We start from the raw sequence: 14828 nt of genomic DNA on the forward strand, positions 1-14828 counted from the left end.
CGCCTCTTCCAATGTGGTCCTACATGAACGCCTCGAACACACCTGCCCTGCCCCGATCCGAAGCGATCGTCACGCCCGAATCGATCCTCGCGCCGCGCTACCGTGCCACCACCGTCGGCATGGTCGCGCTGGTGTCGCTGACCGCATTCGAGGCGTTGGCCGTGGCCGCGGCGATGCCGACGGTGGCCACCGCACTGGATGGTCTACCGCTGTATGCGCTGGCCTTCGGCGGCACGCTGGCTACCAGCGTGGTCGGCATGACGGTGGCCGGGCGCTGGAGCGATCGCAACGGTCCGGCCAGCGCGCTGTGGAGCGGCCTGGCCTGCTTCGTCGCGGGGCTACTGCTGGCAGGCCTGGCCACGACGATGCCAGTGCTGATCGCCGGGCGCCTGGTCCAGGGACTGGGCGCAGGCGCGCTGTCGGTGGCGCTGTACGTACTGGTCGGGCGGCAGTATCCGGAAGACCTGCGGCCGCGCATCTTCGCCGCGTTCTCGGCCGGCTGGGTGGTGCCATCGCTGGTCGGCCCGGCCTTGAGCGGACTGGTGGTCGAACACCTGGGCTGGCGCTGGGTGTTCCTGGCGGTGCCGGTGCTCGCTATCCCTGCAGCCTGGCTGCTGCGACCCGCACTGGCAGCGCTGACACCGCCGCCCGCACAGGCTCAGCCGGGACAATCTGCAGGCTGGGCCGTGGGTGCGGCGCTGGGCGTGTGTGCGCTTTACCTGGGCGCGCATCAGCACGGCCTGATTGCGACGGTGATCGTGCTGCCTGCACTGGGCCTGCTGCTGGTCAGCACCTGGCGCCTGCTGCCACACGGCACGTTGCGCGGTGCACGCGGGCTGCCCAGCGTGATCGGCCTGCGCGGGATGGCCGCGGCGGCCTTCTTCGGCAGCGAGGCGTTCCTGCCGCTGGTGCTCTCGCACGAACACGGCCTGTCGCCCAGCTGGGCCGGCGCGGCCTTGAGCGTGGGCGCGCTGGGCTGGTTCTTCGGCTCCTGGTACCAGGGCCATCGTGCGGGGCTGAGCCGGCAGGCGGTGCTGCGCACCGGTTGCACGCTGCTGGGATTGGGCGGCGCGGCGACCGCGACGGTGGTCTGGCCGGCGATGCCGGTGATCGTGCCGGTGATCGGCTGGGCCTTCACCGGGCTGGGCATGGGCCTGCTCTATGCCAGCCTGTCGGTGTTGACGCTGTCGCTGTCAGCGCCGGCCGAACAGGGCCGCAACAGCGCCGCGCTGCAGCTGTGCGAAGCGGTCGCGGTGGCGACCGCGCTGGCGATCGGGGGTTCGTTGTTCGCGGTGCTGCTGCCGCGCGCCCCGTTGTTGGGCTACGCCGCGCCGTTTGCAATCTCGCTGCTATGCGCAGTGGTGGCGGCTTGGCTGGCGCGACGCACCCGCAGCAGCCGAGCGCCGCGCTAGCGCTGGCGCGCGCTCCATGCATGGATGATGGCGACGATGGCCTGCAGGCCATCGGTCAACGCGGCCGGCCCGGGCTGCAGGATCAGCGGCGATTTGATCTCGTGCAGTTCGCCATCGCGCACCGCGGGGATGGCGTCCCAGCCCGGCCGCGCAGCCACGTGTTCGGGCCGGAAACGCTTGCCGCACCACGCGCCCAGGATGATGTCCGGCGCACGTGCGATCACCGGCGCGCCATCGGCCAGGATGCGGCCCCTGGCCAGCGGCTCGCGCGACAGCTCGGGGAAGATGTCCTCGCCGCCGGCGATGCCGATCAACTCGGCGACCCACTGGATGCCGGTGATGATGGGTGTGTCCCATTCCTCGGAGTACACCTTCGGCCGGCGCGGCAGCTGCGCGCCCTGGGCCTGCGCCGTCTCCAGCCCGCGTTCCAGCGCATCGGCATAGGCCTCGGCCTTTGCTGCGCAACCGACCAACGCGCCGAGCCGGCGCACGTAGTCGACGATGCCTTCGACGCTGCGATGGTTGGCGATCCACACTTCCACGCCGGCCTTGACCAGCGCAGCGGCGATGTCGGCCTGGATGTCGGAAAAGCCAATCGCCAGATCCGGCTTGAGCGCCAGGATCTGGTCGATCCTGGCGCTGGTGAACGCGGCGACCTTGGGCTTCTCGCGACGGGCCTGTGGCGGACGCACGGTGAAGCCACTGATGCCAACGATGCGGTCTTGCTCGCCCAGCGCGTACAGCGTCTCGCAGGGCTCCTCGGTCAGGCAGACGATCCGGCGCGGACCCATCGCGGCGCGCCTCAATCCGGCAGCGTCATGCGGAAATACACCACCCGCTCGGTTTCCTCGAAACCGCATGCGGCATGGATACGCTGGGCATCGAGGTTGTCCAGCGCCGCATCGGAGGCCAGCTCGGCGCAGCCCTGCGCACGCGCCCAGTCGCGCACCGCGGACAGCAGCGCGCGGCCCACGCCGCGCCCGCGCCAGTCGGCGGCGACATACCAGCCCTCCAGGAAGCCCACCGGCGACGAATTGGTTCCGTTGACATGGTCCTGGCGCAACGTCGCTTCGGCGAAGCCCACCGCGGTGCCGTCGGCGGCGAAGGCGATGAAGTTGCCGGCGTCCGAGCGCTGCAGCGCTTCGGCGACGTTGCCGAAGGCATCGGTTTCGTCCGGCCACAGCGCCGTGCGCAGGCGCGCCCAGGCACGCAGATCGCCCGCGGTGGCGCCGCGGACCGAGAAGGTGTCGTTCAAGTGCGGGGAAATCCGGGTGTGCCTACGCGCGGCGCGGCGCTCAAGGAAACAGCATCCGCTTGGTCCAGCCGCCATCCACGTCGCGCTCATAGCGCCAGCGTTCGTGCAGGCGGAACCTGGCGCCGTACCAGAACTCGAAACTGTCGGGCACCACGCGGAAACCGGTCCAGCCATCCGGGCGCGGCACCTCGCGGCCTTCGAACTCGGTCTCGACCTGGACCAGGCGGTCGTTGAAGTCGTCCTCGTCCTCCAGCGTGTGCGACTGGGCCGAGGCCCATGCACCGAGCTGGCTTTCGCGCGCGCGGGTGGCGAAGTAGGCATCGGCCTCGGCGTCGCTGACCAGCTGCACGGCGCCTTCGATGCGCACCTGGATGCCGGCCTCGCGCAGGGTGCGCCACAGCAGCAGCAGCGCCGCGCGCGGGTTGGCCTGCAGCTCCTGGCCCTTCTGGCTGTCCAGGTGGCTATAGAACACGAAACCGCGCGCGTCATGCGCCTTCAGCAGCACCGTCCGCAGCGACGGGTGGCCTTGCAGGGTCGCGGTGGCCAGGCTCATCGCGTTGTATTCGGGCTCGGCCGTGCTCTGGCTGGCCTCCTCGTAGAGTCCGGAGAAGGTGGACAGGGCTTCGGCGTAGAGATCGACTTCGGTGGTCATCGTGAAAGCGCGCGGGTGGTCGGGAACGGTGCGCTATTGTCGCCCGATGGGCACACCCACGCACCCGTCTGGCCAAGGCTTCCCCGACACCCTGGTCCAGGCGGCACTGGCCAGCATCCGCGCCCTGCCGCAGGCGGTGCCGGTCTGGGGGCTGTCGATGCTGCAGGGCACTGGAAAATCCACGTTCGCCGCGCAGCTGGCACGGGCTGCCACCGATGCGGGCCTTCGTCCGGCGGTGCTGTCCCTGGACGATTTCTACCTGACCCGCGCGGCCCGCAAGACGCTGGCACACGAGGTTCACCCGCTGCTGGAAACCCGCGGCCCGCCCGGCACCCACGACCTGCCGTTGGCACTGGCCACGCTACGGGCACTGCGCGAAGGTCGATCGGTGAAGCTGCCGCGCTTCGACAAGCTGGCCGACGACCGTGCGCCCGAATCGCAGTGGCCGACGCTAGAAGCACCGGCGCAGCTGGTGATCTTCGAAGGCTGGTGCCTGGGCACGCCTGCACAGGAACTGGCCGCGCTGGTGGCGCCGATCAACGCACTGGAACGGGAGGAAGACCGCGACGGCCTATGGCGCAGCACCTGCAACGCCGCGCTGGCACGCGATTACCCGGCGCTGTGGAAGACCTGCGACGCACTGTGGTTCCTGCAGCCACCGGGCTTCGACAACGTGGTCGCCTGGCGCTGGCAGGCCGAGCAACAACTCAAGGCCGCGCACCCAGGCCAGGCCGGCATGACCCGTGCGCAACTGGAACGCTTCGTCCAGCACTACGAGCGCGTCAGCCGGCAGGCGCTGCGCACGCTGCCACGGCTGGCGGACCGGGTGATCGCGGTGGATGCGCAGCGACGCGTTGTCGGCCACTGACACGGTTTCCCCTGCAACTTCCGTGGCGACCGGCGCGCCGTCGCCGCTATCATTCGAGGCGATGAATCCCGCCCCCAATCTCGTGATGGTCGGCCCCATGGGCGCCGGCAAGACCTCCATCGGCCGCCGCATCGCCGAGCGTTTCAGCCTGGATTTCGCCGACGTGGATCACGCCGTGGTCGAGACCAGCGGCACCAGCATTCCCACCATTTTCGAGGAAGTCGGCGAAGCCGGTTTCCGTGAGCGCGAAAGCGCTGCGCTGGCCGAATTGCTGGCCGGCGAAGGCCAGGTGGTGGCCAGCGGCGGCGGCGCGGTGCTGAGTGCCGGCAACCGTGCGCTGATGCGCCAGCGTGGCTTCGTCATCTACCTGCGGGTGGACGTGGACACCCAGCTCAAGCGCGTGGGTCGCGACCGCAACCGTCCTTTACTGCTCACCGGCGACCGCCGCGAGGTCCTGACCGAATTGATCCGTCTCCGTGAACCGCTGTACCTGGAAGTGGCCGACCTGGTCCTGGAAGCCGACCGCCTGACCCCGGGCGAAGCCACCGCGGCCCTGGTCTGCCGCCTGGCGCGCGAATGGCAGCGCAACGGCGCCAACGCCGCATGAGCCCGTCCATGCAGACCGTCCACGTCGGCGGCGACACGCCTTACGACATCCGTATCGGCGCCGGCCTGATCGCCGATGGCACAGCACTCGCCCAGCATGTGCGTGGCCGCCATGTGCTGCTGGTCAGCGACTCGCATGTCGCACCGCTGTATGCCGATGCGCTGGAGCAGGCGCTGACCACAGCCAAGCCCGAGATCAAGATCGCGCGCTTCGTGCTGCCGGCCGGCGAGGAATCCAAGACACTGGAAAATTTCGGTGGTGCCATCGACGCCCTCGCCGCGCTGGGTGCGACCCGCGATGCCTGCGTGTTCGCGCTGGGCGGCGGCGTGGTCGGCGACCTGGCCGGCTTCGCCGCGGCCTGCTGGATGCGCGGCGTGGATGTAGTGCAGCTGCCGACCACGCTGCTGTCGATGGTGGATTCGTCGGTCGGCGGCAAGACCGCCGTGGACATCCCGCAGGGCAAGAACCTGGTCGGCGCGTTCCATCCGCCGCGTGCGGTGTTTGCCGACACCGCCGCGCTCACCACGCTGCCACCACGCGAGATCCGCGCCGGCCTGGCCGAGGTCATCAAGTACGGCGCACTCGGCGATCCGCTGTTCTTCGAGTGGCTCGAAGCGCAGCACCAGCCACTGCTGGCCGGTGACGCGCACGCGCTGGCGACCGCCATCGCCCGCAGCTGCGAAGCCAAGGCCGCCATCGTCGCCCGCGACCCGCTGGAAAAAGGCGAGCGCGCGCTGCTCAACCTGGGCCACACCTTCGGCCATGCCATCGAAACCGAACAGGGCTACGGCGGCGTGGGCAACGCCAACCTCAACCACGGCGAAGCTGTCGCCGTGGGCATGGTCCTGGCCGCACGCCTGTCGGCGCGGCTGGGCCTGAGCAACACCGAAGACACCGGGCGCCTCATCGCGCTGCTGTCCGCCTACGGCCTGCCCACGCAGATCCCCGCCGGCCTCTCACCCGATGCGCTGCTGGGCCGGATGCGCCTGGACAAGAAGAACATCGCTGGCCGCCTGCGCCTGGTGCTGTGGCGCGGGATCGGCCAGGCCATCGTGGTGCCCGACGTCGACGAAGCCCAGGTGCTGCCGGTCCTGGCCGGGATGCCGTAACCCGCGTCAGGCACTGCCCTCGCGTTCGATCACCAGGACACGGGCTGTGCCCTGCGGATGGGCGACGTGCTCGGTGCCTTCCGGTGCGTGGAAGACATCACCTGCTTCGAGCAACGCGACACGCTCGGCGCCCTCCTGGCGCCAGCGCATCTGCACGCGGCCATCCAGCACCGCGAACACTTCCTGCCCGTCGTTGACGTGCCAGACGTAGGGCTGGTCGGTCCAGTGCAGGCGCACGCCGACGCCATCGATCAACGCGACCGGCAGCGCGTCCCAGGCGCGCGAGCCGATGAAGTCACGGCTGCGTACCACCGTCGGCGTCGGAGGACTCATGCGGCGGCGCATGCGCGCTGGTTGGACTGCAGGATGTTGTCCAGCGGCAGGGCTTGCCCGGCCTGCAGCGCAGCGATCCAGGCGTCGGTCGTGGCCACCGCGGCGAAGTTGCTGTGGAAGACCACGCTGAAGACCCGGTGGATTTCCTCGGCGCTGGCCTGGCCGGCGGCGTTGGCGTAGGGCAGCGCGCCACTGGCATCGCCCAGCACTTCCACGCGCAGGCCGCGATGGAAGGCTTCATAGATGCTGGAGGCGTTGCAGTTGTGGGTCATGTAACCGACCACGGTGACGGTATCGATGTCGTGCGCGGCCAGCCACGCCGCCAGGTCGGTGCCGGTGAACACGCTGGGCTGCGCCTTGCGGAGGTGGTGATCGCGCGGGCGTGCGGCCACGTCCGGATGCAGGTCCCAGCTGGCGCTGCCATCGGCAAACACCGGCGCGCCAGCCGGCAGCGTGTGCTGGAACACGACCACCGGTACGCCTTGCACGTGGGCGGCATCGATCGCACGGACGATGTTGGGCAACGATTCGGACACCGGCGGATGGGCGATGCGCAGCTGGCCGGTGAAGTATTCGTTCTGGACATCGATGACCAGCAGGGCACGACGGGGAGCAGACATGGGAAGCGCCTTTTGTCGGAGAAGGCGGCCAGTCTGCGCGGCCATCGCCTGGCTAACGAGTGGCCCGATGAATAACTTTCGATAGAATCGGGCCATGTCGCCGCATCGCATCGCCGTGGTCGCCTTCGACCGCATCAGCCCCTTCCACCTGTCCGTACCGTGCCTGGTGTTCGAATCGCGCCCGGAGCCGGACCTGCTCGCCTTCGAGCTGCGGGTCTGCGCGGCCGAGCCCGGCCCGCTGCGCACCGATGCCGGTTTCAGCCTGCAGCCTGCGCATGGATTGGAGGGCCTGGACGGCGCCGACACCGTGATCGTGCCGTCCTGGCGCCATCAGGACGAACCGGCCCCGCCGGAGCTGATCGTGGCACTGCGTCGCGCCCACGCAGCCGGTGCGCAGTTGGTGGGGCTGTGCCTGGGCACCTTCGTCCTGGCCGATGCCGGCCTGCTGGATGGCCGCCCGGCCACCACGCACTGGGCCGCGCTGGAGACCTTCGCCCGGCGCCATCCGCAGGTGCGGCTGCAGCCGGACGTGCTGTACGTGGACGATGGCGACGTGCTGACGTCCGCGGGCACCGTGGCCGGCATCGACTGCTGCCTGCACCTGGTGCGCCGCCTCCATGGCGCCGAGGTCGCCAACCGCATCGCCCGGCGGCTGGTGGTGGCGCCGCATCGCCAGGGCGGGCAGACCCAGTACATCGAACAACCACTGCCCACCGACCCGGGCGACGAACGCCTGGGCCAGGTGCTGGAATGGGCGCTGACCCGCCTGGACCAGCGCCTGGACGTGGACACGCTGGCCGCGCGCGCGCTGATGAGCCGACGCACCTTCACCCGGCGATTCAGGCACGCGACCGGCGCCAGCGTCGGCGACTGGCTGGCGCACCAACGGCTGGCGCGCGCGCAACGGCTGCTGGAAACCACTGACCGGCCACTGGACCGGATCGCCGGCGAAGCCGGGTTCGGCAGCGCCACCTCGCTGCGCCAGCGATTCGCCGCCACGCTGGGCACCTCACCCTCGGCCTACCGGCGGAGCTTTCGCGGTTGAACGCAACCGGCTTGGCTACAATCGCGTCCATGCGCCTCTTCCTGCAACAGCATCCAACCGCGGGCGAATCCGCCCGATACCTGCAGCTGACCCTGCAGCCCGACCTGTTCGGCGGCTGGGAGCTGCTGCGCGAAAGCGGCCAGATCGGCGGCCGCGGCCAGCTGCGTCGCGAGCAGTACCTGGCCCAGGCCGAGGCCACCGCGGCGTTCGAGAAAGCCCGCGATGCGCACCTCAAGCGCGGCTTCCAGGTGATGTTCGTGCGCGGCGCCGACGCGCCGCGCTGACCCTGCGCGCGCCTTCCTTTTCCCTTTCGTTGAATCCGCCATGACACCCCTCAAGAACGACCGCCTGCTGCGCGCGTTGCGCCGCCAGCCCACCGACCGCACGCCTGTCTGGCTGATGCGCCAGGCCGGGCGCTACCTGCCCGAGTACCGCGCCACGCGTGCCAGGGCCGGCAGCTTCCTGGCGATGGCCAAGAACCCGGAAATCGCCTGCGAGGTGACGCTGCAGCCGTTGGCGCGCTTCCCGCTGGACGCGGCGATCCTGTTCTCCGACATCCTCACCATCCCCGACGCGATGGGCCTGGAGCTGTACTTCGTCGATGGCGAAGGCCCCAAGTTCAAGCACACCGTGCGCAGCGCCGCCGACGCGTCCAGGCTGGGCGTGCCGGACATGGAAACCGAGCTGCGCTACGTGATGGACGCGGTGCGCGTGATCCGCCGCGAACTGGACGGCAGCGTGCCGCTGATCGGCTTTTCCGGCAGCCCGTGGACGCTGGCCTGCTACATGGTCGAAGGCGGCGGCAGCAAGGACTTCGCCCGGATCAAGGCGATGGCACTCAACGACCCGGCCACGCTGCACGCGCTGCTGAAGGTCAACACCGACGCGGTGATCGCCTACCTGTCAGCGCAGCGCGCGGCCGGTGCGCAGGCGCTGCAGGTGTTCGACACCTGGGGCGGCGTGTTGAGCCCGGCGATGTACCGCGAGTTCTCGCTGCCCTACCTGCAGCGCATCGCGGCCGAACTGGAACGTGGCCATGGCGAAGAACGCACGCCGCTGATCCTGTTCGGCAAGGGCAATGCCGTACACCTGGAAGCGCTGGCCGCCACCGGCACCGACGCGGTCGGCGTGGACTGGCTGGTGGAGCTGTCCGATGCCGCGCGCCGCACCGGCGGCCAGGTCGCACTGCAGGGCAACCTGGACCCAGCGGTGCTGTACGGCTCACCGGCTGCGATCGATGCGCAGGTCAAGAACGCGCTGGACAGCTACGCCAGCGGCAATGGCGGCAGCCGCGACGGCCATGTGTTCAACCTGGGCCACGGCATGTCGCCTGACATGAATCCGGATCACGTCGCCGCGCTGGTCGAAGCGGTGCATCGCCACAGCGCACGCTGATGGCATCGGGCGCGGCCAGGCCGCGCCCAACTTCACGCGCGACTTCAGCCGCGGGCCATCGACGCCTGGCGTTCCTGCTGCTGCGCCTGATCGGACTGGACCGGCATCATCAACAGCTGGGCGCCGGTTTCGCGCGCCTGCGGCGCTGGCTGGCCCAGATCCACGCTGGCGCGCTGGCCGGGCGAGTTGCCGACCAGCCACAGGGTCTGGTCCTGCACGTGGACGTGCTGCAGGCGGTCAGCCGTGATGCCTTCGTGGCGGGCCAGCAAGGTGGCCTGCGCAAGATGGTCTTCGCCCACGCCTGCCGGTGCGTGATCGCGGATCGCCATGTAGAGCGGCGTATCGGGATGGCTGCCGTGGCCCAGCACAGGCTGCGCCGTCTCCGCGCGTGTGAAATCAACGGTCGGCGCGGTGACGGACGGCGCGCCGGACGATGGCGTGTTGGGCGTGCCGTGCGTCGCGCCTTCCACCTGCCCAGGCAGCGGCGAGAACGACAGCTCGCGTCCACGTGCTTCCTCACCCGAGCGCAGCGAAACGGTGTACAGGGTCGAAGGCAGGCTGGCCAGGGTGCTCGGGTTGCGGATCAGGTCGGCGGCGAACCGTTCCGGGGTGCGCTGGCCACCTTCCGGCGCCGGTTCGGCCAACAACCGGATCGCATCGCTGCCACCGGTACGCGCGATGTTCTGGCTGGCGCGGCCGGTGGCCGCCTGTAGCTGGGCCATCTCCTGTTCGCTGAAGCGCAGCGTGGCTTCCTGCCCGGCCTGGAACGGCGCGCTGCCATCGCGTCCATAGATCGCATTGAGCTGCCCGGCCTGGGTAGCATCGGGCGTGAAGCGATAGGTGTAGCTGCGCTCGCCCGGCGTGCCATCGGCAGCGAAGGGCTGGTCGATCTGCAGGGCGATGTCGTGTTCACGGTAACGCAGCGTGCGCGAGACGTCCGCACTGCCATCGCCATGCACGGTGCGCACGACCTGGCCGCTGTTGGCGCCTGTCGAGAGCGAAGTCGAGAGCGAACCGACGCCAAGGTCGACCTTGCCTTCCGAGCGCACGTCCAGGCGCGAAACCGTGGTCACCTGGGACAGCCCCGGCCCGTCGCGCTCGGGCATCGTCCCCGAATGCATGACGTCATCGTAGGCCTGGCGACCCTGCGGGGTGGTCAGGTCGAATTCGGCGCTGTGCAGCGTGCCACCGGACACCCGGTCCTCACGCCCGAGCATGGCGCTGGCAGGGCCAAGCTTGATGCCGATCCCGTGATAGGCCTCCACCGCCTCGCGCGGGCCGGCCACGACACGCACGCGACCACCTTCCAGCGCTTCGACCGACATTTGCACGCCCTGTTCTTCCCCGACCCGGTCCTTTGTCGCCAGCTGTCGCAACCGGGTGGTGACCTCGACGCTGCCGGTGTGGGCGGCATCCATGCTGATACGCGTGCCGACCGGCATCGATGCCGGATCGAAGGGATTGATCGAACGCAGGTCGGCATCACGCGCGGCGTGTTCGGGCAATGCAACCTCGAACCTGGCCGTGCCACGTTCCTGCACGCGTACGCCGGCGCCGATATCGCGCACCGAACCGTTGGCCTGGAGGGAAGCGGTGACCGTGCCTTCCAGCGTGTAGCGGACCACGCCGTCCCTGCGGACGACCTCGCCCTGCAGCGTGGCATCCAGGCCGGCGCGCAGCTGTGCGCCACCCAGCTGAACCTGGGCCCGCACCTGCCCGCCGTGTTCGGTGACGTGGCCATCGACCCTGTGCGTCACCGCCGGCGCTGCACCCGCGCCACGATCTGCCTGCGACGCATTGCCTGGCGAGGAAGGAATTTCGTCCATGAAGTGACCTGTCTTCGGGGGATTCAGGGCCCGATGCTAACAACCGGCTGCCGAGGGTGCGCCCATGCCGTCCCCGGACTGTGGTGGAGTCGACATCGTGGCTCCCGGCCGGCCCCTGCCCGCCAGGACCCCGGCGATGGCTTCGGCCAATAGCTCGCCAGTCACCGGCTTGCGCAGGAAGCCATCGAAGCCGGCGGCGCGCGTGAGTGCTTCGGCCTGCGCATCGGCGCGTGCGGTCACCGCCAGCAGCGGTAGCACCAGGCCTTGCGCACGCAGCTGCCTTGCCAGTGCCAACCCGTCCATGCCGGGCAGGTCCAGGTCGAGCAATGCAATGTCGAAATGACTGACAGCCGCCTCGGTCAATGCCGCCAGGCCGTGCGGCACGGCGTGCACGGCATGCCCGCGCGCCTGCAGCAGGCCGGTCACGACCTCGGCAATGGTCGCGTTGTCTTCGACCAGCAGCACCGACAGCGGTGCGACGTCGCCTTGCGTGGGCATTGACGGCGCAACGGGCAGACCGGTCGCGGCCGGCAGCGGCAGGTCCACCAGGAAGCGTGTGCCCTGCCCAGGCGCGCTCTCGACCGTGATCGTGCCGGCCATCGCCAGCGCCAGTTCCTGGCAGATCGCCAACCCCAGTCCGCTGCCGCCATAACGCGAGGTCGTGCGTGCACCTTCGGCCTGCTCGAAACGCTGGAACAGCCGTGCCTGCTGTTCCGGATTCATGCCCGGGCCGGTATCGCTGACCACCAGTCGGACGCCTGGCCCAGCCAGTGGCAACGCCTGCAGGCGCACCGCGCCGTGTTCGGTGAACTTGACCGCATTGCCCAGCAGGTTCATGACGATCTGACGCACGCGCATCGGGTCGCCGCGCAAGGTCTGCGGCACCCGCTCGGCGACGCTGCAGGAAAACGCCAGGTTGCGCTGCCCGGCCATCGGCGCGGTCATCGCCGCCACGCTGTCCAGCAGCTCGCGCAGGTCGAAATCCTGCTGGTCCAGTTCCAGTCGCCCGGCTTCGATCCTGGCCAGGTCCAGCGCGTCGTTGACCAGCCGCAGCAGGTGCGTGCCGGCCTCCTGGATGGAACCTGCATAGCCGCGCTGGCGTTCGTCCAGCGACGTGCCCAGCAGCAGTTCGCTCATGCCCAGCACGCCGGTCATCGGCGTGCGCACCTCGTGTCCCAGCGTGGCCAGGAAATGGGTCTTGGCCAGCGATGCCTGCTCGGCCAGTTCGCGCTTGTGCTGGGCCAGATTCCAGGCCGAACGCCGGCGCAGCCGCTCGCGATAGGCCCAGGCGCACAGCAGGACCAGCGCCAGCGCGCATAGCGTCAGCACAGCGATGCCTGCACCGCTGCGCCACCACGGCGGAGCCACGCTGAAAGCAAAACGGTGCTGCGCCGAAGGGGTGCCACCGGCCTCGACCCCCTGCAGCTCCAGCACGTAATGCCCTGGTGCCAGCGCCGAAAGTACGCGGTCGCCGCTGGCGCCCTGGTCAACCCAGCCCGGATCGAAGCCAACCAGGCGCGAGCGGTAACGGTTGCCGGCCGGATCCTCGAACGACAGCAGGCGCATGCCCACGCGCAATTCGCGATCGCCCGCGCGCAGCTGGACATCGGGATCGGTCAGCGGAACGACTGCGCCTTCGCGCACCACCGTCGGCGTCTGCAGCAGCAACGGCGGTGGCGTCGGCGCGCGATCGGGCAACGAGGGATCGACCAGCACCAGCGCACCGTCGCTGGTGGTCGAGGCCAGCACGCCGTCATCCAGCTGGTACAGGCACTTTTCCAGGAACTCCTGGCTGCTCAGTCCGTCGCGCATACCGAAACCGCGCACCTGTCCCGTCACGGGATCCACCCGCAGCAGGCCGCGCTGGGTCGCCAGCCACAATCGTCCCTGCGCATCACGCTGCAGGCCATTGGTCGGGATGCTGGGCAGTCCCTCGTTGATCGACTGGAGCTTCTCCCAGCGCTGGCCCCGTTGTTCCCAGTGCTCCAGCAATCCCACCCGATACAACCAGAGCTGCCGGTCGCCAACGGGCACGAAACCGGAGACGTCATCGCCGTCCAGCTCGGGCACCGGCAGCAGGACGCGTTGCCGCGGATCCCAGCGCAGCAGGCCACCGCCGCTGGCCACCCACGGCTCGCCGTCGGGGCCCAGGCGCAGCTGCTGGAAGGCCAGGTCTTCCTGCGTGACTGGATTCAAGCGGAATTCGTCCAGCACCTCGCCGCTGGCGCCATCGCGGCGCTGGAGCATGCCGCTGACGCCGACCCAGACATCGTGGCGCGCGTCTTCGATCAGCGCTTCCGGCGCCATGCCCCCGCCCTGGATGCGCTGGATCAGCCAGCGACGATGCTGCCCCGTCGCCGGATCGAAGCGCACCAGGTGCGCCGGTACATGACCGAACCATAGCCGCCCGCGACTGTCCTGCAGGCCCGAGGCCGGGGCCATCCCCTTGAGCACGTCATCGCGCAGCGTGGTCACGCTGAGATCGCCGGTGCGCGTATCCAGCTGTTCCAGCGCACCGCTGGCATCGAACTGCCATAGCTTGTCCTGCTGCCCCGGAGCCACCGCGCAATAGGCGTCGACCGCCCTGGATTTCGGTGCGGGCAGCACCGCCAGGCGACGCCAGTCCGGACGCAGATAGGCCAGCCCCTGCCCCATCACCGAGACCCACAGCCCGCCCCCCTGCGCGTGGTCCATGGCCAGCACATACCGGTTGGAGAACAGCGCATTGCGCTCGCTGACCGGCTGCGGGGCCGCGTCGCCCTGCGTCAGCCACAATCCATGCTGGGTGCCCAGCCAGTACTCGCCGCCGCCAGCGGATGCGACCGCCATCAGCTGGTTGGTGTCCTCAAACATCGAGGCCCAGCGCGGCTGGTGCCAGCTTCCATCCGCGCCAAGCAGGCTGGGACCGTATGCACCACTGGCCCACAGTCCACCGTCCACCTGGAACAGTGCCGCCACGGCATGCCCGGACATGGCGCCTGCAGCCACGCGCTCGACCTTGCCATCCTGCACGTAGGCCAGGCCTTCGGTGGTCGCGATCCACAGTCGCCCCTGCGCGTCGCTGGCGAGCGACAGCACCGTATCGGAAGGCAGCGCGTCCTGGGTATTGGCGTTGTCGAAGCGGGTCATCGTGCCGTCGGCCGCGATGCGGTACAGCCCACCGCCGTTGGTGCCGAACCAGACCTCGTCGCCGATGCCACTGACGGCGAAGACGTCGTCGCTATGCATCTGCGGATACTGTTCCTGCCGGTAGTGCCTGAAGCGCTTGCGTTGCGCGTCCAGCACGCTCAGGCCAACGCTCGCCACCCACACCCGATCCTGCGGATCGATGTACATCGCCTGCAGCAGGTTGCCGCCGATCGAAGCAGGGTCGTGGGGATCGTGCTGCCACACCGTGAATTCGGTGCCGTCATAGCGCGCCAGCCCATCGAAGGTGGCTGCCCACAGATACCCTTGGCGGTCGGTGGCCAGCGCGGTCACGGTCGCCGACGGCAGCCCGTTGGCGACGCTGCTCAGGCGGAACACGGGCCGCTGCGGCACCTGGGCCTGCGCACCAGCCCAGCACATCCCCAGCAGCAATACAGCCGCACGCAACCCTGCACGCCACACATCCATGCGCTTTCTTTCATCCATGTGACTCCCACGCCATCCTCGCAACGGACTCCGGCAGGCGCAAGTCACGCCACCACGGGGCGACCCCAAAGCA

Annotated in this window: 14 protein-coding genes; 7 read left to right on the plus strand and 7 right to left on the minus strand. The window is 69.5% G+C overall.

The window, feature by feature from the left end:
- Positions 1–23: 23 nt before the first annotated feature.
- A complete protein-coding gene (locus tag O8I58_RS07140) occupies positions 24–1412 on the plus strand; it encodes an MFS transporter (RefSeq protein WP_298321790.1) in 1389 nt (462 codons plus the stop codon).
- Here the strand turns inward: O8I58_RS07140 and O8I58_RS07145 are convergent.
- Genes O8I58_RS07145 through pdxH form a run of 3 tightly spaced genes read right to left on the minus strand, consistent with a single transcriptional unit; the run spans position 1409 to position 3319 of the window.
- Positions 1409–2203, minus strand: coding sequence for an ABC transporter substrate-binding protein (locus O8I58_RS07145; RefSeq protein WP_298321794.1), 795 nt, complete (start codon positions 2201–2203; stop codon positions 1409–1411). The genes O8I58_RS07140 and O8I58_RS07145 overlap by 4 nt on opposite strands.
- A gap of 11 nt (positions 2204–2214) precedes the next feature.
- The gene (gene aac(6') / locus O8I58_RS07150) at positions 2215–2667 is read right to left on the minus strand and encodes an aminoglycoside 6'-N-acetyltransferase (protein WP_298321796.1); all 453 of its coding nucleotides are present in this window, start codon (positions 2665–2667) and stop codon (positions 2215–2217) included.
- A 40-nt stretch (positions 2668–2707) separates the two neighbouring features.
- Positions 2708–3319: a pyridoxamine 5'-phosphate oxidase gene (pdxH, locus tag O8I58_RS07155; protein ID WP_298321798.1), complete on the minus strand. Its 612-nt coding sequence runs from the start codon at positions 3317–3319 to the stop codon at positions 2708–2710.
- 46 nt (positions 3320–3365) lie between these two features.
- Here pdxH and O8I58_RS07160 point away from each other — a divergent pair, with 46 nt between their 5' ends.
- The 3 genes from O8I58_RS07160 to aroB all read left to right on the plus strand — a co-directional run bounded on the left by O8I58_RS07160 (position 3366) and on the right by aroB (position 5903).
- Positions 3366–4187, plus strand: coding sequence for a kinase (locus tag O8I58_RS07160; RefSeq protein ID WP_298321800.1), 822 nt, complete (start codon positions 3366–3368; stop codon positions 4185–4187).
- Between the two features lie 61 nt (positions 4188–4248).
- Positions 4249–4794: a shikimate kinase gene (locus O8I58_RS07165; protein ID WP_298321802.1), complete on the plus strand. Its 546-nt coding sequence runs from the start codon at positions 4249–4251 to the stop codon at positions 4792–4794.
- Positions 4791–5903 (plus strand): 3-dehydroquinate synthase, encoded by a 1113-nt coding sequence (aroB, locus tag O8I58_RS07170; RefSeq protein ID WP_298321803.1) that lies wholly within the window; start codon positions 4791–4793, stop codon positions 5901–5903. The genes O8I58_RS07165 and aroB overlap by 4 nt, the downstream gene beginning before the upstream one ends.
- A gap of 6 nt (positions 5904–5909) precedes the next feature.
- On the opposite strand, the gene O8I58_RS07175 is transcribed toward aroB, so the two are convergent.
- On the minus strand, positions 5910–6236 hold the full coding sequence (locus O8I58_RS07175) for a cupin domain-containing protein (RefSeq protein ID WP_298321804.1): 327 nt from the start codon (positions 6234–6236) through the stop codon (positions 5910–5912).
- Positions 6233–6856: a cysteine hydrolase family protein gene (locus O8I58_RS07180; RefSeq protein ID WP_298321806.1), complete on the minus strand. Its 624-nt coding sequence runs from the start codon at positions 6854–6856 to the stop codon at positions 6233–6235. The genes O8I58_RS07175 and O8I58_RS07180 overlap by 4 nt, the downstream gene beginning before the upstream one ends.
- A gap of 94 nt (positions 6857–6950) precedes the next feature.
- On the opposite strand from O8I58_RS07180, the gene O8I58_RS07185 reads away from it, so the two are divergent.
- The 3 genes from O8I58_RS07185 to hemE are packed head-to-tail and all read left to right on the plus strand — an operon-like array spanning position 6951 to position 9296.
- Positions 6951–7901: a GlxA family transcriptional regulator gene (locus O8I58_RS07185; RefSeq protein ID WP_298321808.1), complete on the plus strand. Its 951-nt coding sequence runs from the start codon at positions 6951–6953 to the stop codon at positions 7899–7901.
- A 29-nt stretch (positions 7902–7930) separates the two neighbouring features.
- On the plus strand, positions 7931–8185 hold the full coding sequence (locus O8I58_RS07190; RefSeq protein ID WP_298321810.1) for a WGR domain-containing protein: 255 nt from the start codon (positions 7931–7933) through the stop codon (positions 8183–8185).
- Between the two features lie 40 nt (positions 8186–8225).
- Positions 8226–9296, plus strand: coding sequence for a uroporphyrinogen decarboxylase (gene hemE, locus O8I58_RS07195; protein ID WP_298321812.1), 1071 nt, complete (start codon positions 8226–8228; stop codon positions 9294–9296).
- 44 nt (positions 9297–9340) lie between these two features.
- Here the strand turns inward: hemE and O8I58_RS07200 are convergent, their stop codons facing one another.
- Together O8I58_RS07200 and O8I58_RS07205 are read right to left on the minus strand one after the other, a co-directional pair.
- Positions 9341–11122, minus strand: coding sequence for a hypothetical protein (locus O8I58_RS07200; RefSeq protein ID WP_298321814.1), 1782 nt, complete (start codon positions 11120–11122; stop codon positions 9341–9343).
- A gap of 36 nt (positions 11123–11158) precedes the next feature.
- Positions 11159–14755 (minus strand): ATP-binding protein, encoded by a 3597-nt coding sequence (locus tag O8I58_RS07205; RefSeq protein ID WP_345781330.1) that lies wholly within the window; start codon positions 14753–14755, stop codon positions 11159–11161.
- Between the last annotated feature and the right edge of the window lie 73 nt (positions 14756–14828).

Origin of the sequence: Pseudoxanthomonas sp. (assembly GCF_027498035.1) — a bacterium.
GTDB lineage: Bacteria > Pseudomonadota > Gammaproteobacteria > Xanthomonadales > Xanthomonadaceae > Pseudoxanthomonas_A.